Here is a 19642-nt window from a genome sequence, read left to right as displayed (position 1 = left end):
ACGCATATGCAAATTTGCGCATATTTGATTATTTTTAATCATTATAATTTTCACTTTAAATTGTTTTTCTTTATAATAGATTTATAACCTTAAAGGATGTGTTCATCATTGTATAAAACACCTTTTTTTCGTAACATGGGTACGGAAGATCTTATAAATTTATTAACGAGTATTTTCGATACATCTCACGATGGATTATATATTTGTGATAATAAGGGTTATACGCTTTTATATAATAGAGCATTTTTGGATATCTCAGGAATTTCTATAGATACCATGAATCAATATAGCACGATTGAATTACATCAAATGGGTGTTGTACCTATTTCATGTGCAGGTGTAGCAATCAAAACCAAACAACCTTACAGCACGATCATCGATTATTACAATGGAAAAAAGGGAATTGTTACAGCTACTCCCTTTTATGATCAGTATGAAGAAATTTTATTTGTCGTCTCAAACGTACGAGATATTACAGAAATTAATAATTTGCAAAAAGAATTAGAAGAAACAAGACAGGAAAACTTGGCGTATCAGCACGAACTGCAGAAAATCCAAGGTGAGTTGAAAAATAATCAGCAATTTATTTATAGAAGTAAAAGTATGCATCAGATTATCTCTCTTGCATCACGATTTGCAAAAAATGATTCTCCTATTCTTTTATTAGGAGAATCCGGGGTAGGAAAAGATGTTCTCGCCAACTATATCCATAAAAAAAGTAACAAAAATGGGGAATTTGTAAAAATTAACTGTGGTGCTATTCCTGAACATCTACTGGAATCTGAATTATTCGGTTATGAAAAAGGGGCTTTTACAGGGGCTAATGCGAAAAAAGAAGGATTGTTTGAAATGGCCCATGAAGGCACCATTTTTCTTGATGAAATCGGTGATCTTCCCTATTCTCTGCAGGTTAAATTATTAAACGTGATACAGGATTCCAAAATTAGAAGACTGGGGGGAACCGAAACACGCGATGTTCATGTACGAATTATTGCTGCCACAAATTGCAATTTGGAGCAACTAGTAGAACAAAAAAAGTTTCGGCTGGATTTATTCTACAGACTAAACGTTTTATCTATTACGATTCCCCCATTAAGAGAAAGACGTGAGGATATATCAGTCCTTCTATTTTTCTATCTAGAAAAATTGAAAAAGAAATACAAAGAAGATAAAAAAATAGACACCCAAGTGCTAGACAAACTTATAGAATATGAATGGCCAGGAAACATTCGCGAATTAAAAAATATAATTGAACGGATGTATCATATGAGTGAATCTGAAAAAATTTCAATAAAGGAACTGCCGCCATCCATTCTAAATCCCAAAAGTATTCAAGGACAAAATAACGGATTAATTTCTGTATCTAATACAACTTTGCCTCTTAAAGAGGCTGTCGCTGAATTCGAAAAAGAGTATATTGCCAATGTGCTGTCAAAGACACCCACAATGCAGGATTGTGCAAATATTCTTGGGGTAAACATCTCTACTCTTGTAAGAAAAAAAAGAAATCTATTGATAAAGTAAATGAAAGGCTACATAGAAGATTATATTTTCTCATGGTAAAACACCGTACTTTTGAACTGTACGGTGTTTTTTCACGGTTATTTACTGATAACTTAAGAGATCTATCTATCTAATATGAATGCATCTTTCTTTTAGCCAAATCATGAGCATTTCCATTAGCAATCCTTATACTCATAACTTAATCATTTAAACCCTTTCCATTGAGGATTTGCTGCATATGCTTTTCAATCCTTAACTCTCGTGTTTTGGATTGTTTAGGTTGTGAAAAATGAAGAATGTATGCTTTTTGCCGTCCCGGCGTCAACCCTTCAAAGGCAGTTTTTAAGGAAGGGATTTCATCGAATTTATTTAGAAGTTCTTCAGGAATGACGTATTCTGCGGTCTTTTTAAAATTTACTTTCAATCCGGCTTTTTCCACTTCAATAGCCTCATAAATAAAAGTTTTCATGATGGCTTCCATTTCCACTATTTCTTGTACACTGGTGAACCGAATCTGGCCTTGTGCCTGTGAATTCTCCCCGGGTTTGATTAAAATTCCATTGGGATCATTTAGTAACGCACCCTTAAAAAACATAAGCGCACAGTATTCTTTAAATCCTTGTATGATAACGATGTTACTTTTCTGAAACGTGTAACAAGGCAGTTTCCACTTTAATTCTTCGGTCAGCTCACAGTCAAGAACGATACTTCTCAACTTCTCATATTCTGCTTTCCACTTTTTAGCTTTATTTATAAATTCATCAACTTTAGGATTCATTGTATTATTTATCATCGGAATACCTCACTTAAATTCTCCCTACAATCCATTATGACCAGGATAGTTATGAATCATTCTGTCCTATTCAACGGAACAAGTTCATATGATCGCCAATATAGAAGAAAAGGCCTCCTACCAATTCTGTGAACGGATGAGTGGCCTTCTCTAGTCAGTTATTATCTTTGATTTAAAAAGCCACGGTGACGGCAAAAATTTTTTAGAATCCATTTTCCACTAACCACTTCATAATGCTTTCCTCTCTTTCCTTACTATCGCCATGCTCGGCATCGTATTTACACATTTTCTTCTGTGCTACTATGTTTCCATCTATCATATACAATACTCTTTCGGTTTTTGCTGCCACCTTTGTATCATGTGTAACGAGCATGATGGTTGTCCCTTTTTGATTAATCTCTGCAAGAATGGCCATAATCTCTTCTGTCGATTTGGAATCTAATGCTCCGGTTGGTTCATCACCAAATATGATATCTGGATCATTTATCAGTGCTCTGCAGATGCCGACTCTCTGTAGCTGCCCACCAGAGCCTTGAGTGATAGTATTATCTGCAAGCTTTTCAATCCCTGTCATTTCCAGCAATTTTTTTGCTTTTTGATATACCGCATTTTTATCCGTATTTTTTGATACAAGAGCAGGGAACATTACATTGTCAATCAATGACAGATTCTTTAATAGATTAATATCCTGAAAGATAAATCCCATATGATTCAGTCGGATCTTCGCCAGTTCTTCTTCTTTGAGTCTGTCAATTTCATGGCCTTTAAATGTCACACTGCCAGAAGTCATTCGATCCATACCGCTTACATTATACAGCAGCGTTGACTTCCCGCTTCCGGATGGCCCCATGACCGATACGAATTCCCCTTCTTCTATCTCCAAATTTATATCTTTTAAGATATGAAGCTCATTATCCTTTCCTAATCCTACTTTTTTGTTCAAACTTCTTGCTTCTAATATATTGCTCAAGTATATCCCTCCAATGTCATCTATTTAACTCAAAGTCTATATCTCGGAATGTCGGATTTTTCAGGAATCTGCATTCTTTACATTGGCGCCTTCACGCAGGAGACTTCTTCCACCTTCGCAGATTCTCCTCCTGCCTTGACCTTTTCAGAAGTTCTAACTTCTTAAAACTACCGATAAATCATCTTCTGCTGTTACCTTACAGCACACAGAAATAGTAAATCCGACGACTAAAATGAGTGCTAACGGACATAGCAGCCAAGTCTGCCATGCAACATTAACTAATTCAATTTTTGCGGCTCCCATAGAAGACATTGCCATACTTACAAGAAATTCCCCAAGATAATTAGAAGCCAGTACTCCAACTACGATTCCTAATATCAGTACCATCATAGTCCCTGCCATATATTGATGTTTAATATTTTTAGAAGTTAATCCCATACTTCGCATGATTGCAATCTGAGACATATCCTTTGATAATAACATCCGAAGGAATAATGCAGTGATCAACACTGCAATGATTACTGCTATTGCGATTCCTCCTATAACAATCAGCCTCATCTGATCAATGATATTTCCAAGAGTCTGTCCGGTATATTCTTTGATATCACTTACCTGCGCAGAATCGTAAGCATTCTGGTAGTATTCCATTTTCAAGCGCATGTCAACACCCGGAGCCAGATCCATGCTCACAATATACCAAAGAACGGCCTCTTCATTTACCCCAAGACTCGTATGAGCTTTTGCTGTTTTCCCCCCATTTGTAATATCCTGATAAATACCCGTCACTGATAAAGTCTGTTCTTCCCCGCCAACCCTGACGGTTACTTCATCTCCTACTTTCTTGTTTAATCCGTCTTTTGCGGCATTTGCAAATGAAAGCGAGATTTCTCCTTCACCCTCCGGTGCTCTGCCTTCCAGATATTTTAATGGAAATACGGAAAAATCTCCGATTTCAATATTAATATAGTCCCAGGTACCTTCCTCGTTTTTGACCTGGTAGGAGCTTGTGATATAGGCTGTAAACTTTTCAATATCATTATCCGTTTTCAACTCTTCCTGCAGTTTTTTAAAATCTTCTGTAATACTATCGGTTCTTCGAAGATCGATTCTAATGTCGGATTTTCCTATTCCCATATAGGTAGAAAATTCAGGTGAATTCATGGTGTTATAAATATTTAAGGGGAGTATAACTATAAACGTACATACTATAAAAATAACAAACAGCAGCCTGTATAACTTGAATCGTTTCCAAACATCTCTCAGCCCCATGTAAATATTGGTGCTGAAAAATTTGTTCCTTCGCAGCGGGAAACTGTATTTTCGATTCTTTCCACTCTCCATAGAATCTTTCCGTAAAGCTTCGACCGCAGAAATCTGATCGATTTTTTTCAGCACTTGCTGGCAATACATCACAATCATGCTATATATAAGTAATGGAGCTATAAGCGATAGTACATATTTTAAGCCTCCTGATAAATCGGAAGAAATATAAAGTCTCATATGACCGTTTAACAGATTTACCGCTGCAAAAGACATGAGATAACCGATCATACCGGCTGCTACTGAGATGGCTCTGTATTTGTTAAGATAGACCTTTTTTATATCTTTTTTAGATATCCCCATTGCTTTCATAACACCGATTTCTCTAATATCTTCATCAATCGTTGCCAAAAAGGTCAGTCTGATACAGAGCGAAGCAATCACAATAAGCAGAAGACTAATAAATATAATGACAACCGCAACTGCCATATCTGACATGGCATTAAACATCATAAATACCTTTCCTTCTATTATAGGACCATTTGCCGGAAGACCTGCTTCGATATAGGCAGTCTGAACAGCAGCAGATTCCCCGTTTTCATGCAGCTTGAATTCAATCAGATATTCCAGTTCCCCATCCTGCATTTCAAGCATTTCATCATAGTCATTCTGATTTATCACAAACCGTTTCGAAGAAGTAAGGGAAGAGTTCATCTCAAAATCTCTTGCATAATCTGAAATGACAAACTCTTTCTCATACCCGCCGCTTTTCACCGTAATCGTATCACCTATTTTTAAGTCATGTTGTTCCATGAAATAGATGGGAACGGCAACGAAACCTTCCTTTACATCCAGCTTTTCATTATCCAAATCCAATATAAAATCAAATCTCTTATTCTGTACAACAAATGAAATATCCTGAATCGTTCCAGCCATCGTTTGATTTTGGCCAAAATGAATATTGCTTCCATCCATATTCTGAAGAACCATCGTCTCCTGCATCGCTATATGGTCACGGTAGTGTTCTGTGAATTGGTCGATATCTGCCTGGTCATAATCTCCGGCATGCATCACCGTAATGTCAGCAGGTACGGCGCTCTCCTGAAGTTCGGACATCGCCTGAATCAGATTGGAAATGTTATTAATGGCACTGGCTGCTAAAATTACTGCCATCGTGATAAATACAAATACTGTCATCGTTACAATTTTGTTCCTGATGAAATCATTCTTTACAATTTTATAAAACAAAATTTTTCCTCCTCCCTGCATTGATAATATTTTTTCAATTTTATCCTTGTCTCTATCAATCTAGTTCATTTCTTCAGAGGAAGAATTTCCATCCACTTTTTAATTTAAAAATGTTCTTATATGCTAGTTTCTTAGTAGACTTGACCTAAACGATTATTTATCGTCCTAAAGTAAGCATACAAAACGATACTTTTTAAATTAACCTGCTAGAGCCTAATTATTTACTAAGTCCACAGCCCTATTTAACAAGGAGAAGACACTATAACCATACCAATAAATGCCCTAGTTAAAATCACTAAAATTGTAAATTTTTTGTAATTTAATCAGAAGTTTTAAATTATCGTTTTTGTTGTATTGTTGTTTTGGGATAAATGAGGAAAGCTGACTTGACCACAATTCCTTTTTATTCAAAGTAAAATGACATATTGGAGGAATTAGAAATGGAAAAAACGTATATGAACATGATGATGCCCATCTATCAAAAATCTTGTTAGCAAAATTTTTACAACAAAAACCACTCCCTCATTTTTAGGAAGTGGTTTTTGCTATTGATATAAATTATTTACATGACTACTGCACAAGTTGTACAAGCTAGCCAGAAAATATTTCTGGTTGACCATTTTTATATCGATATATGGCTGCCACCTTCTTTAGGTCGTACTCAGTTTATCGAACAACCATACAAGATGATTGTATTTACCATAGGATTTTATTTGATCTTTCTCTGCTAGGATGCGTTCCATGGCAGCCGGATCATTGCCGAATTCGGTATTTTGAATTAGGTTAACAGGGGGCCGGTTTTCTACAAAATTGATACGAATTTGATGAAGTAATGTTATGATGGCGCGGTTAAATTCATGAAACTCATTGGGAAAGCTTGCGGTAAGGGATTGATGTTCTAAAACAATCTTTTCCATGAGTTCATAATCCGTCGGTTGAATAGAGTGCAGAGCTCTAATGCATACATCAAAAACCAGGTGCTTTTGTTCAAACAACAGACGATTTCTGTGCATATCATCTTCCATTGTTGGCAGCGGTGGATGTTCTTGATGATACGATTCTAAATCATGTTCGATAATAAAGTTAGCATTTGCCTTATATAATCTATATGCAAATTCAGCATCCTCTGGTCCCCACCCTTTGAAATTCTCCTCGTAACCGCCGACTTGCTCCATAAAACTTCTTTTAATAGAAAGAAAACCTAAACAAGCCATCCAACGCAATGGGCTGCTATCAGAATGTTCGTGTTCCCTAAGGTATTTTAATAAATGACCAGCATAACTCTTGTATTTTGTGATCGAGCGTAATTTTTTAATATCGTCAATATCCTCCCTCTTAATCACTTGTTGGGGTTCTTGTAAATGCCTAATATAATTCGTTAGGGTATCAAGTGCCAGTTCCTGCGACACCACCTCTTTAAGGCGTTGATTGAGGAGGGATTTTTCTTTTCTCCATTTATAAATCGCTTTGATTTGATTATCAGTAAAATCCGGGAATAAAAAAGTATACACACGGCCGCGCTTGCTTCCTGCAATAACAACGGCTTTCTCCTGAGTTAGATGATGCTGATAGTTAAGGGCAACATAGTTAGGGGGAACAATCGTTTCTGCATCGAAAAGGATAATAATCTCTCCCCTCGCATGCCTAAGTCCGATATTTCTTGAAGCAGCAACCCCAACATTGGTGCTATTGCGAATATATTGAAAATGGTAGGGAGGACGGTACTCCTTAATTTTGGGGGTCTGGTCGGTAGAAGCATCATCAATCAATATCACTTCCATTTTAGATAAATCAAAGTTCTGTTTCTCCAACGCATAAAGGCTAAGCAGATTAAGGGGATAGCGGTTATATGAAGGCATTATGATTGTAACTTCAATTTCCATGTATTTCTCATTCCTCCTGGAGAGCCTATAGGCTTCCTTTGATGTTGAATCAGGGTTGTAATCACCTAAGGGTAATGATCACAAAAGGCAAGTTAGGCTTACTTGTATTCCATTACCCCTTCCACTAGAGTATATTATGCTTGTCAAAAAAAGTTTCTCGGATGTTCAACTAAATGTAGCCTATTTATTCTTTAATTAACACATTTTTTACACATTTTTTACACATTTTCAACAAAATGCCCCGTTCCTCTTTTAGTTATTTTCATATCTTGTCTATATACGAGAATAATATTTTTTGGGGGCGAGGGATTTATGAATAAAAATGTACTAGTAATCGCTGCACATCCCGACGATGAAATTCTAGGATGCGGCGGGACAATAAAAAAATTAATAAATCAGGGATATGAAGTTACGACTGTTATAGCCGTCAAGGGACGAAAGGAAGAAGAGCAACACATTAAGCAGTGTATTTTAAAGGCAAATGAGAACCTAGGGGTTAAAAATGTAATCTTTTGGGAATATCCTAATCTTTTATTGGAAAAAGTCCCTCTTGTTGAAGTCAATAAACAAATTGAAGATCTGCTAATCAAAAATGAGCCATCCATGATTTTTACACATCATTATGGGGATATCAACCGTGATCACCAAATACTATTTCAAGCGGTATTAACAGCAGCGCGGCCGCTTCCTGGTAAAAGGCCGGTTGAAATCCTTTGTTTTGAAACGGTTTCTTCTAGTGAATGGAGTCAACATACAAATGATAAAGAATTTAAACCAAATTATTTTGTTGATATATCCGACACCATAGATGAAAAGATTGAGTCACTTAAGGCTTATGATGTTGAGATGCGACCGTTTCCACATCCACGTTCGTATGATGGAGTAAAATATTTAGCACGTGTAAGAGGAATGACAGTAGGAGCGGAATATGCAGAGTCTTTCGAAATTATTAGGAGGGTTTGGAAATGATGAAGAGGAAATGAACGATCTACCTTCACAACAGATCAATTTCCTCCTCACATAGGTTTATTGTTCATGATTTTCTTTTATTTCATCAAAAACAAAGAGATGGGGAGATGAGAATGGATAAAGAGTTTACTGGAGAAAAAGTAGAGGCTCTTTTTACAATGATGAGAAAGAAGCTATGGTCTTTCTCTGATAGTCAAAAAGGGTGTGAGAACCTGTGAAGATTCTCGTTACAGGGGGAGCTGGATTCATTGGTTCTCATGTTGTCGATTTATTATCTCAAACCGGTCATGAACCGTTTATAGTAGATAATTTCCTCACGGGTCAAAGGGAATTTGTTCCACCAAATATCCGGCTATATGAAGTTGACATCACATCTTCACAAATATCAGATGTATTTAAAAAGGAAAAACCAGATGTTGTCATCCATCTCGCAGCTCAAGTGGATGTTTCCCGCTCCATAAAAGATCCTGTATGGGATGCACATCAAAATATTCTTGGTACGATTCGCTTACTGACCTGCTGCCATAAGTACAACGTGAAAAAATTTATTTTTTCCTCGTCTTGTGCTGTATACGGTGAAAAAGATGATATAAGCATTAAGGAGACATCCCCCATTCAGCCTCTATCTTATTATGGTATTTCGAAATTTTCTTCAGAAATGTATGTCCAAGCCTTTAATAGCCTACATCAAGTCCCATTCACCATTCTAAGGTATGCCAATGTTTATGGTCCTCGCCAATCCTCAAAAGGTGAGGGAGGAGTCATATCGATATTTTTCAAGAAAGTAATTAAGGACAAATCTCCATTTATTTTTGGAGATGGAGAACAGACCAGAGATTTCGTGTATGTAAAAGATGTTGCTTTGGCTAATGTATTAGCCATTAATAACGGTGCAAATGAAATCTTTAATATTGGCAGTAATACTAAAACAAGCATTAACGACCTCTACAAGATGATTACAACAATTGCTAAAGATATTCCAGCTGTCTACAAGCCTGCACGGGAGGGAGATATCCGGTATAGTCAATTGGATAATACTAAAGCTGCATCTATTTTAGGCTGGCAGCCTTCCTTTGATTTGCAAGCCGGGTTAAGCGAAACTTTTAAATACTATAAACCAAAATAAGATCATGCAAAGGAATATGCACATAAACATTTGACAACAGAAAGAATGGTAACGAAGATTCTTGAAGTCTTCAAATCTTTTTAAAGGAAGGGGAGTATCATGAATCATGATACCGCAGCTGTTGTTTTAGATTTAAGCGCAAATGGAATTGGCATCATCCGCAGTTTACGACGACGAGGAATACCTATCTATGCTTTTGATACGGAAAGGAAGTACAAAATTGGGAAAACTCGTTATGCAACTTGTGGTATTTGTCCCGATCCTAAAACGGGAGAGTCGGATTTACTTGCGCTACTCATACAATTTAGCGAGCGCTTGCCAAAGAAGCCGGCTCTCTTTGCAGGATCGGACGAGTTTGTATATTTCATCTCAAAGCACCGTAATGAGCTTTTAAATTACTATCATTTTCTCCTGCCTGACCATGATTTAATTGAGGCTGTATTGGATAAACGGTTAACAGCAAAATTGGCGGAAAAACATCAAATCCCAAGTCCAAAAACTTTCATTGTCAACAATGAAGCTGAACTTGATCAACATATTCATAATATGAGCTTTCCCTGTATCTTAAAGCCAGTATTTGGCCATGAGTTCCGTAAAAAATTAAGCAAAAAGGCGATCATAATGGAAAATGCTGACCAACTTAGAAAGGAGTTTCCTTTCTATCAGCAATTTGGTGAACTACTGCTACAGGAATTGATTCCGGGTAAAGAGGAACGAATATATCAGGTAGGCACATTATTTGATGATAACTTACAATTAATAGGCTTATTTATGGGACAAAAGTTAAATCAATTTCCTGCTTATTTTGGAGCTGGTGCGCTGGTAAAAAGCGTTAGAGATGAAGAGGTTATTGAAAGGGGAGTATCCTTTTTAAAAGCACTTGGCTTTAAAGGACTTTCAGTGGCAGAGTTTAAACGGGATCCGCGCGACGGTCAGTTAAAGTTTATTGAAATCAATGCAAGAACGTGGCTGTGGCACAGCCTATCAGGTCGCTGCGGAGTAGATTTATCCTATTTATATTATTTATTGCTCACAAAACAAAATCCAGAACCAAAACTTACGCAAACAGAAGGAATTAAATGGGTCTATCTTGTTCGCCACTATTTATCCTCAAGAGAAAAAAGAAAAAAAGGGGACCTGACTGGGAGTCAATGGTTAAGAAATTTGAAAGGTAAAAAAGAATATGCTCTTTTTGCCTGGGATGACCCGCTCCCATTTTTCCGCAGTGCGTTCTCACACCTTATCAATTCATGGAAAAACAGCAGACAGATTAAAAAGATGGAAACTAAATTAACTCAAAGAAGATGATAAAATTTAAGAGTGACTATGCTCATATGACCGCCAATATGGAAGAAAAGGCCTCCCACCAGTTCAGTAACTGATGAAAAACCTTCTCCAATAGTCGGTTTTTTTTTATGCGGACAATTCCGCGGACAAGCCTTTTAATCAACGATTCGAAACCTTGATATAATAGGGTTTTAAATCCCTAATTACATCATGCCGCCCGTAAGGTGAGAGTGTGTAATATCTTTAACCATGTGTGCTAAAAGTGCGGTAAATACGTTTTTTCTAAATCGGAGTTGTAATATCTTTAATGTGGATTTACCGTTTTTCATTAAATTGCGTTAGCAAAATGTTAGCATAAAATTTTTGAGTATCGCTTAACATATACAGGTATCAGGGATTTTTCTTATTTATTCTTGTTCAACAAAAGCAGTTTAAGTAGAAACCTTCACAATCTCTTCAGCAAGTAGCCTCCACACATTACCAGTCTCTTGCATGTTTCAAAGTAATATCTATAAAACTTGATAATGCAGGGAAAACCCATTTGTTTTTGTGATAAACGACTTGAGAGTATATCTGTTTTAAATCAGCCTCGCAAGGAATAATTTTTAACTTTCCTTCCTTGATCTCATCCTGTACAGCCATTAAAGGTAAATAAGCAATACCAAGCCCGCTCATTACAGAACGCTTTATCGCCTCAATACTCCAAAGTTCCATGATGTTTGAAGGTACAATCCCTCTCTCACGTAGGAACTCTTCAAATATTCTTCGATAACTTCCTTCTTTCTCGTTCGTAATTAAACACTCGCTAAGCTTCTGATTTTCGTAACTTTTAGGTAAACTATTCAGGGGACAATCAGGACTTCCAACGAGAACAATCGGTTCGTTCCTTAACGGATGGATGACTAAATCTGAATCCTCAAACAGTGGTAACATGACAAACGCAACATCTGCACTACCATCAACGATTGCTCTCTTGTTATCTCCGCAAGAGGCATTACTTAAGCGGATGCTTACATTTGGAAAGTTCTTTCGATAATCTCTTAATATTGGTTCTAGGCGGTATACTGTTAGAGACTCAGGAGCCGCAATCTTTAACGTCCCTCTAATATCCTTTTCATCACTAGTAATGCTTTCGATTTTTCCATAAGTATCTAAAATTTCCTGTGTATAGGGTAACAGCTTCTTACCAATTTCAGTCAATTTCACCTTTCGACCCAGCCGATCAAACAGAGGTGCGCCTAAATACTCTTCAAGCGCCTGAATATGAGAAGTCACCGTGGATTGAGTGTAACCTAAATGTTCTGCAGCTTGTGTAAAGCTGCCCATTTCAATGACCTTATTAAACGTTACAAAATGGCGTATTTCCATCATTTCACCCACTTTTATCTTTTCTCATGTCTATAGTATCAAAAAAATCAATGGATAACTTCATAAACTTCAATTTTACTAATAATTAGTTACCGGTTAATATTAAGAAAAAGAATGCCGGAGGGACGGTTCTCATGGTCCCATTAAAGGTTAGTGTCATAACCAAAGCCATTAGAACCGTCCCCCTGGTTCCAACGGAGGGAGTCTAGTTTTGAAACATATACACTATAGCTGGTTTATTCTTGCCATAACATTTTTCTCCATTATTGTAGCTGGTATTGCCATGTCATCATCGGGGGTTTTTATAGACCCTTTCGAAAAAGAATTTGGCTGGGATCGATCTGTTATTGCACTCGCTTTTGCCATTAGTCTTTTTTTATATGGTATATCAGGCCCGTTCATGGCAGCATTATTAGAAGTGATTGGGTTAAAAAAAATGATGCTCATGTCAATGACAACTTTGCTGACCGGTATCATACTAACCTTCTTTATGAACCAGTCATGGCAGTTAATTATTATTTGGGGCGTTATTATTGGACTGGGGGCGAGTCTTTTTTTAACGGTAGTAAGTCCATATGTGGCGAATCATTGGTTTGTCAAAAGAAGAGGACTTGCTGTAGGAATTTTAACGGCAAGTACAGCAACAGGTCAGTTAATTCTACTTCCTGTCTTAGCCGCTATGATAGAAAATGAATCTTGGCGCACAGCAATGGGTTTAATTATGATCCTTAGTATCATTATGATTATCATAATCTTTTTATTTATGAAAAACACACCAAAGGATGCTGGTGTTCTTCCCTATGGACTTGATCAAGAAATACAAGAGAGCAAGGAAAGTCGGAAGGAAAATCCTATTGTTATAGCCTTCAAAGGTCTATTCCAAGCTGTAAAAGTGAAAGAATTTTGGTTGTTAGCTGGTAGTTTCTTTATTTGTGGTCTTTCAACAAACGGGTTAATTGGTACACATTTTGTTTCTTTCTGTATTAGTTTTGGAATCCCTTTAGTTACAGCAGCTTCGTTTCTTTCGTTTATGGGAATCTTTAATCTAGTAGGAACCACTCTATCCGGATGGCTGTCAGATCGTTTCGATAATCGCTGGCTTTTATTTTGGTATTACGGTTTAAGAGGGGCTTCTCTTGTATTCCTTCCTTTTGCATTAAATGAAGGTTCCATTACTATGCTAATGATCTTTACTGTGTTTTACGGATTAGATTGGATTGCAACGGTTCCACCAACGATTAGTATCTCAAGACAAATCTTCGGAACGAAAAAAAGCGGGGTCGTTTATGGTTGGATTTTTGCATCTCATCAGGCAGGTGCTGCAGTAGCTGCTTTTGGTGGAGGTTTAATCTATAGATTTTTCAACACTTATTCCTGGGCATTCTTCTTGGCAGGAGTTTTCTGTTTATTAGCAAGTTTTTTTGTCATTATTATAAAAAAACAACATTCAAATCAATTAACGAATGAAGGAATAATGACTTTATAACAATTCATAGAAAGCTAGAACTAACAAGACACAAAAAGGCAACACCAATTTGAGGTGACCCCCAATAATTAGATTTACTTTAACTTTTGGGGTGCAGTACAATTGATTCGTTGCCTTCTTTTAAAAAAGTTTATGTGTTCTTTATTTTAGCTAATCGAACAAAACTTTCATCTCTTCGTTTGATTTTCTGTTGTACTTCTTCCTCGTCTGCATATGTAAATAACCCGCTGCCCGTTTTGGTTCCTAGCTTTCCACTTTGAACCTTTTCCTCAACAAAAGCTGGAATCTTTACCTCTTCTGATAATTCTGGGGCAAGATTTTCAACTACACTCTTCCAAATATCAAGTCCTCCAAAATCAGCGGTTTCTAATGGACCAATAAATGACCATCTGAATCCGGGACCATCTGTAATGGCTGAATCAATATCTTCTGCGGAAGCAATCCCTTCATCTAGTAAGTAAAAAGCCTCACGGACAAGAGCTGCTTGCAAGCGATTGGCAATAAAACCAGGGATATCTTTTTTCAAAACTACTGGTTTTTTCCCTATATTTTTCAGAACTTCTACAGTTCGATCAATAATTTCTTGTGCCGTATCAGGTCCCTTCACCACTTCCACTAACGGAACAATCTGTGCTGGATTAAAGAAGTGGGTAATTATTAATCTGTCTCTGCTCTGAATCCCCTCTGATAATTGTCTTAGTGAAAATGTCGAAGTATTAGAGGCAATAACAGTATCATCCTCGATCAATTCTTCCAATTGTTTGAACAAGCTAAATTTAATCTCTAAATTCTCTGAAGCAGCCTCGGTAACAAAGGATGTATCCTTAACAGCAACTTCTAAATTCGTGGTTGTAAAAATCCGGGATAGAGCGCTTTCTTTATTCTTTTCACCAATAACTCCCTCTTGAATTAACATATCTAAATTCGCTGAAATTCTTTCGACCGCACTAGTTAAAAATTCAGCTTTTATATCATATAAAAAAACATCATATCCTGCCTGTGCATAAAGTTGAGCAATTCCATGCCCCATTGTACCTGCACCTAAAACAGTAACCTTTTCACTCATCAGTACCCCACCTATTTCAGTATTTTATTAATCTATTATTTATTTTACTATAATTCTGTTAATTCCGTTAGGCTTAAAAGTAATCAAATAAATAACCACTCCCTTATTTTAATAGGAAGTGGTTATAACTATTGATCAATTACTACTTCTAATCAAAGCCACCCTTTTTACTAGTCCTCCTCTCGACAAGTTCCGCCTAACAAATGAGGTTTAAACACAAGTTTGATAACATTTAAATCAATTTTAATCAATCGTTTAGTTAAAACTTATTCAACTAATTAATCGTTTGGTTAAATCACGGGGAAACCCTTTTGCGAGACGGACCTTTGGCTGTTTTCATGTGTATTAATTGTCGTATAAAATTTGTTATTGTTAGGTATTATCTATAAAACTGACTATAGAAACTAGAAAAATACACATTCTTACAAATTTATACACCTTGTGGCACTAATTAATCGTTTGGTTAAAAGTGCAGTAAATCCTTTTAAATCGAGTTTTTAACGGTTTTATGTAAGAATTTATTGTCGAAGAAAAAACTTGTTAAACCAGGCAAATAAGGTTACATAATAAAAATTGATAGTTACTCAAAAAAGTACCAGGCACCATCCAAGTTGGATGAAGCCTGACGCCAAACCTTTGAATTACTCTTGGCTAAATTAATAACAATATTGTCTGCTTTAAACCTAAACTAACGGACGAGGTTTAACTCCTGGAATTGGCGGTAATGACTGCCTTCCATTCTAAACATTGAAACGACTTGCTCGTTTTTCTGCTAAAATCGGCAATAATATAGAAAAATCATTTCTTTTCTTTTTGTTGTTTAACAAGTGCTTGACGGTCGATTTGTTTTGGGGGTTCTTCCAGCCATGCATGTTTAATCATTATGTTTGCACCATCTTCAGCATATAATGCAATTTGAGCGGCAAGGCGTACATATGTAGCACTTAAATCCATTCTTTGGCTTGTACCAGCCGCAACACCATAATTTCCTATCCCAAGGGCAATCAAATAAGTAGTATGAAACATCATTAATTTATCTGAAAAGGGTGCAGCTGTACTATCCAAAACAAAGGCCTCCCACCCCATAGGTACTGTAATGTCCTCGGTACTCAATATTGAACTAAATTTTTTCATATGCTTATTAGCAATTTCTTTTCCATCCAAAAAGAATTGTTTTACATCTTCATTTTTACACACTTGTGCAAAAGCCACCATCATTGCTTTCCCTAAAGTATTCGATTGGATACCCATAAAAAGATGTGTAATTTCAATTGCTGTTAGGGGGCGTTTATGACCTAAAAAATCAAATAGATACCTTTGTTTTTCTACAAAATCAACCTTATCTGACATCGGTATTTGCGGTGGTCTAATATATACACCCTTTGATAACATAACCTTTCTTGCCTTATCGTGTAATTCAGAAACAGATATGAGTAAATTTCTAAAAAAATCACTTACATCTGAACGTGCCGAAACACCAATTGCCATACCAATACTTTCCATTGCAATTACCTCTAATTTTTGTAAATACATAAGGATAAATGCGTCAGAAAACAATCTAGGTGCATTCAGATTTACATCTTCTTCAGTAAAACCAACTGGAATAGGATGATTCTCTTTTGAAAAAATATCCTTAATTATCGTAACGTCATTTTGTGCTATGCTTAAGGAATTTTCGATAAGCGGAAGGATCTCTTTATCTTTGCATGTATTTTTAAAATAACTCATCACACAAGTTGCTAAGGTATCGTTTACATATTGCGCCCAAAGAAAACCGATTTCCGAAGCTGTTAAAGGGATATCGTCATGTTCGGACACCTTTTTATCTTCAATCATTTAATCCTTTCCTCCTATCACTATTTTTATAAATCCCTTCGATAAAGCCTTGTAGAGTTTGTATCATTATTTAATGAAAGCTCAACTCCTAGTTGATTCTATCAGGTAATATTCCCTCTATTTAATAAAACTATCGATGAGTTTACGACTGCATGCAATAATTTTTGAGCATGGGGACGAATAAAGTTTTTTCATTGGATTGCATAGAAAAAAGCATCTATTCACAAAAGTAACATAAATCAACCAATTAAACGTTTATGAAAACGATATACTATGAGTAGTCCTAGTAAAATCCTCCATTAACCCCTCTTTTCTAATCCGAAAAACAATTCACTATGGAAGCAGGTTGATTGAATGAAGAACAACAACAATACGAAGAATATTTTTGAAGAGAAAGAACCGCAAGTGAAAGTATTAATGAAGCACTTTGAAAATCCAAAAGAACGGGAAAATATTTTAAAAAATTTGAAGTTAAGCGCTGAATTTAACATGAGGCACCGAGGTCATTTTTTATTTTATGGGAAGGATTTAATTGACTATAAACTTGAACTCCCCCACGACAAAAACCGCAATGAGTTTCTCCGTATCTTATCTAACTACATGACCGACGTTTTGGAAGATAACTGTCCACCCTCATGGAAAAAATGCAAGCGACCATTCTGGGAAGAACTGATTTTCACCCAATTGCCTCATGTTATGAAACTTACCCCTGATGAAAAACAAGTAGAAACCTTCCTTTCCCAATTAAAGATGTTTATTCAGTGGCTTGATAAGCGCGTTGGCACAACATGGTTTACAGTCGTTGATAAGTATTCAAAAGAGGCAATTTCCGACCTGAAATTATGTGAGCAAGTGCTGAATACACTCTTTTTGAGAGACTTTCCACAACTCCATCAGAAAGATTTTAGCCCCGAAAAACAAATTGAAATAGTTAACCAGAGTTTTAAGGAATGTACGAAAAGATGGGATAGCCTCTTTGAGGTTACAAGTATCATTGACCAGATTACTGTCTTAAAGGAATTTAACACCAATATAACCTATTACGTAAAAGGCTTGCCCACCTATATAATCGTTCCTGGACTTATTATGAGCGGATGTATTGGACGAAAAAGCGGAACCTTACTTTGGGAGTGGTTTCAAACCGAAGGAATCTATCCACAAAAGGGGAGGAAATACCTTAAACTGAATAGTTAGGATGATAAGGAAGCCTTCGGAATAGACACTCATAGTTTTATATCTAGATAACGAGGTTCTATAATGGCTTTAGGCTGTCGAGAAAGTCTCGACAGCCATTATCTGCGTTCGCATATAGGTGTGTGTAGGTTTTACTATTCCTTGGAAAAGGAATTATAATTTTTGAGTCTTGAAGATGGTTTTTTCTTTTTTAAGTACTTTTCATTAAGAACAACCACTTTTCTGTTATCTGTGGGTATGTATTTTCGATAAATTGTTTTATACTTTTCAAATGCAAAGTGCCCTAATAAATAAATTGGCAGGATAATGAGCATAAGGATTACTGTTTGTAAGAACCAATTGACTTCATTCCCAATGATATATTTCGTCATTACAGTATGTGCCAACATAGAAACCATTAAGATAATAACGACATTGCATATATGAAAAGGAAGCACACTTTTTTCTCGAAATAATCGTTCTAGTTCATTCTTAACAAAAAGTGTGGTAAATACTGATATCACAATGACAAAAAGGGAAACAAAATATGCTAGACCAGCGTACATTTTTTCCGCCCCTCACTCTCACTCTAATATGATTGTATCGAACAAAAATTATATCATCATTGTAACACATGATATGGAAAAAGAAGCTTTCCACAAGTTTGCTCAACTCATGAGAAGCTTCTTTAAAAATCCGCTATATCAGCTTTTCAATCCAATTACTTAAAACCGTTAGCAGAAGAACAATAAATGCTTAAGCCAAAGACGATTAATAAGATCAAAAGTGCTTAAAAAAAATATTGACATAGTTTTTCGTTTTATTTATACTTTTAATGGTAAAAGACAAACAGTATTAAAAAATATGAAATATTGTCAGAGATAATGAAGTTTAGCGTGGAGTGCTAATCTTCGTAAGTTGATGCCTATTTCTTTAACTTATTTCTATTATTTTTTAATATATAACAGAGACTAAACTGTCGGTGCTTCAACTTTAGCATCCTCTTCGTCCTCTGTTATAACTTTCACATAGTCGACCATCATGATAGCTTCTTCATCCTCATGTTTGAAGGTACAGTTACTATACTCTTTTTTAATATCTGCTATTTGAACGGTATGACCGATTTCAAAGTTTGTGATATCAATTTCAATACTATCAGGCAAATCATTAACTTTTGCTGTTATATTTAATTCGTGAAGAAACTGTTTAACAACTCCTCCAACTTTTTCTCCACTAGATGTTCCCTTTAAAATCACACTAACACTTGTATCAATTTCAGTGTGATTATCAACTTGAAGGAAATCCACATGAAGTATATCCTTTGTAACAGGGTTATTTTGGTAACTTCTTAATATAACATCTTCTGATTTCCCATCAACGTTTAGCGATATAATACCATTTCTACCAACGTCCTTAATCACATTTCGTAATTCTTTGTTCTTAATAAAAATAGATTTAGTATCAATCTTTCTTCCATAAACAATCCCAGGGATTCCCCCATCATTTCTCAACGATTTCAGAGTAGATCTTTTAAAATCTTTTCTTTCTTGAGCTACTAATGTATTCACTATTTACTTCCACCTTCCTGATTAGTTAATCTTAGACTTGTATTTTAATAGACCAGGTCTATTAAAAAATCATCATACTCTTCAAGTATATCTAATTCTGTATATT

Annotated in this window: 15 protein-coding genes; 6 read left to right on the top strand and 9 right to left on the bottom strand. The window is 36.0% G+C overall.

Annotated features, from left to right (window positions below):
• The first annotated feature begins 108 nt into the window (after nt 1-108).
• Entirely contained in the window at nt 109-1524 is a 1416-nt protein-coding gene (locus tag V7108_RS24545; RefSeq protein WP_335569672.1) for a sigma-54 interaction domain-containing protein, read from the top strand.
• A gap of 178 nt (nt 1525-1702) precedes the next feature.
• Here the strand turns inward: V7108_RS24545 and V7108_RS24540 are convergent, their stop codons facing one another.
• The 4 genes from V7108_RS24540 to V7108_RS24525 all read right to left on the bottom strand — a co-directional run bounded on the left by V7108_RS24540 (nt 1703) and on the right by V7108_RS24525 (nt 7657).
• The gene (locus V7108_RS24540) at nt 1703-2296 is read right to left on the bottom strand and encodes a YdeI/OmpD-associated family protein (RefSeq protein ID WP_335516984.1); all 594 of its coding nucleotides are present in this window, start codon (nt 2294-2296) and stop codon (nt 1703-1705) included.
• 202 nt (nt 2297-2498) lie between these two features.
• A complete protein-coding gene (locus V7108_RS24535; RefSeq protein WP_335569671.1) occupies nt 2499-3266 on the bottom strand; it encodes an ABC transporter ATP-binding protein in 768 nt (255 codons plus the stop codon).
• Nucleotides 3267-3419: 153 nt separating this feature from the next.
• The gene (locus V7108_RS24530) at nt 3420-5774 is read right to left on the bottom strand and encodes an ABC transporter permease (protein WP_335569670.1); all 2355 of its coding nucleotides are present in this window, start codon (nt 5772-5774) and stop codon (nt 3420-3422) included.
• 650 nt (nt 5775-6424) lie between these two features.
• Complete coding sequence (locus V7108_RS24525; RefSeq protein ID WP_335569669.1) at nt 6425-7657, bottom strand: glycosyltransferase family 2 protein; 1233 nt, start codon at nt 7655-7657, stop codon at nt 6425-6427.
• Between the two features lie 312 nt (nt 7658-7969).
• On the opposite strand from V7108_RS24525, the gene V7108_RS24520 reads away from it, so the two are divergent.
• The 3 genes from V7108_RS24520 to V7108_RS24510 all read left to right on the top strand — a co-directional run bounded on the left by V7108_RS24520 (nt 7970) and on the right by V7108_RS24510 (nt 11060).
• The gene (locus V7108_RS24520) at nt 7970-8626 is read left to right on the top strand and encodes a PIG-L deacetylase family protein (RefSeq protein ID WP_335516996.1); all 657 of its coding nucleotides are present in this window, start codon (nt 7970-7972) and stop codon (nt 8624-8626) included.
• 214 nt (nt 8627-8840) lie between these two features.
• Nucleotides 8841-9752: an NAD-dependent epimerase/dehydratase family protein gene (locus V7108_RS24515; protein WP_335516999.1), complete on the top strand. Its 912-nt coding sequence runs from the start codon at nt 8841-8843 to the stop codon at nt 9750-9752.
• A gap of 99 nt (nt 9753-9851) precedes the next feature.
• Nucleotides 9852-11060, top strand: a complete 1209-nt coding sequence (locus V7108_RS24510) for a carboxylate--amine ligase (RefSeq protein ID WP_335569668.1) — start codon at nt 9852-9854, stop codon at nt 11058-11060.
• A 456-nt stretch (nt 11061-11516) separates the two neighbouring features.
• Here V7108_RS24510 and V7108_RS24505 read toward each other — a convergent pair whose 3' ends face one another.
• Nucleotides 11517-12407, bottom strand: coding sequence for a LysR family transcriptional regulator (locus V7108_RS24505; RefSeq protein WP_335569667.1), 891 nt, complete (start codon nt 12405-12407; stop codon nt 11517-11519).
• A 211-nt stretch (nt 12408-12618) separates the two neighbouring features.
• Between V7108_RS24505 and V7108_RS24500 the strand changes: the two genes are divergently transcribed.
• Nucleotides 12619-13893, top strand: coding sequence for an MFS transporter (locus tag V7108_RS24500; RefSeq protein WP_335569666.1), 1275 nt, complete (start codon nt 12619-12621; stop codon nt 13891-13893).
• 130 nt (nt 13894-14023) lie between these two features.
• Here the strand turns inward: V7108_RS24500 and V7108_RS24495 are convergent, their stop codons facing one another.
• Nucleotides 14024-14959 carry a 3-hydroxyacyl-CoA dehydrogenase family protein gene (locus V7108_RS24495; protein WP_335569665.1) on the bottom strand — a complete coding sequence of 312 codons (936 nt, stop codon included), beginning with the start codon at nt 14957-14959 and terminating at the stop codon, nt 14024-14026.
• Nucleotides 14960-15757: 798 nt separating this feature from the next.
• Nucleotides 15758-16795: a DUF3231 family protein gene (locus V7108_RS24490; RefSeq protein ID WP_335569664.1), complete on the bottom strand. Its 1038-nt coding sequence runs from the start codon at nt 16793-16795 to the stop codon at nt 15758-15760.
• Nucleotides 16796-17149: 354 nt separating this feature from the next.
• Between V7108_RS24490 and V7108_RS24485 the strand changes: the two genes are divergently transcribed.
• A complete protein-coding gene (locus V7108_RS24485) occupies nt 17150-17989 on the top strand; it encodes a hypothetical protein (protein ID WP_335569663.1) in 840 nt (279 codons plus the stop codon).
• A 134-nt stretch (nt 17990-18123) separates the two neighbouring features.
• Here the strand turns inward: V7108_RS24485 and V7108_RS24480 are convergent, their stop codons facing one another.
• Together V7108_RS24480 and V7108_RS24475 are read right to left on the bottom strand one after the other, a co-directional pair.
• The gene (locus V7108_RS24480; protein ID WP_335569662.1) at nt 18124-18534 is read right to left on the bottom strand and encodes a hypothetical protein; all 411 of its coding nucleotides are present in this window, start codon (nt 18532-18534) and stop codon (nt 18124-18126) included.
• 405 nt (nt 18535-18939) lie between these two features.
• A complete protein-coding gene (locus V7108_RS24475) occupies nt 18940-19536 on the bottom strand; it encodes a 50S ribosomal protein L25 (RefSeq protein ID WP_335569661.1) in 597 nt (198 codons plus the stop codon).
• Nucleotides 19537-19642 lie beyond the last annotated feature (106 nt).

The sequence above is a fragment of the Neobacillus vireti genome (assembly GCF_036962345.1).
Classification (GTDB): Bacteria; Bacillota; Bacilli; order Bacillales; family Cytobacillaceae; genus Neobacillus; species Neobacillus vireti_A.
The sequence above is the reverse complement of the archived record's forward strand: the minus strand, read 5'-3'. Positions and strand labels throughout refer to the sequence as shown.

Excerpts from the sequence above, each read along its gene's own strand:
- V7108_RS24540 (WP_335516984.1), bottom strand. The coding sequence starts at position 2,296 with ATGATAAATAATACAATGAATCCTAAAGTTGATGAATTTATAAATAAA.
- V7108_RS24525 (WP_335569669.1), bottom strand. The coding sequence starts at position 7,657 with ATGGAAATTGAAGTTACAATCATAATGCCTTCATATAACCGCTATCCC.
- V7108_RS24520 (WP_335516996.1), top strand. The coding sequence starts at position 7,970 with ATGAATAAAAATGTACTAGTAATCGCTGCACATCCCGACGATGAAATT.
- V7108_RS24510 (WP_335569668.1), top strand. The coding sequence starts at position 9,852 with ATGAATCATGATACCGCAGCTGTTGTTTTAGATTTAAGCGCAAATGGA.
- V7108_RS24505 (WP_335569667.1), bottom strand. The coding sequence starts at position 12,407 with ATGGAAATACGCCATTTTGTAACGTTTAATAAGGTCATTGAAATGGGC.
- V7108_RS24495 (WP_335569665.1), bottom strand. The coding sequence starts at position 14,959 with ATGAGTGAAAAGGTTACTGTTTTAGGTGCAGGTACAATGGGGCATGGA.
- V7108_RS24490 (WP_335569664.1), bottom strand. The coding sequence starts at position 16,795 with ATGATTGAAGATAAAAAGGTGTCCGAACATGACGATATCCCTTTAACA.
- V7108_RS24485 (WP_335569663.1), top strand. The coding sequence starts at position 17,150 with ATGAAGAACAACAACAATACGAAGAATATTTTTGAAGAGAAAGAACCG.
- V7108_RS24480 (WP_335569662.1), bottom strand. The coding sequence starts at position 18,534 with ATGTACGCTGGTCTAGCATATTTTGTTTCCCTTTTTGTCATTGTGATA.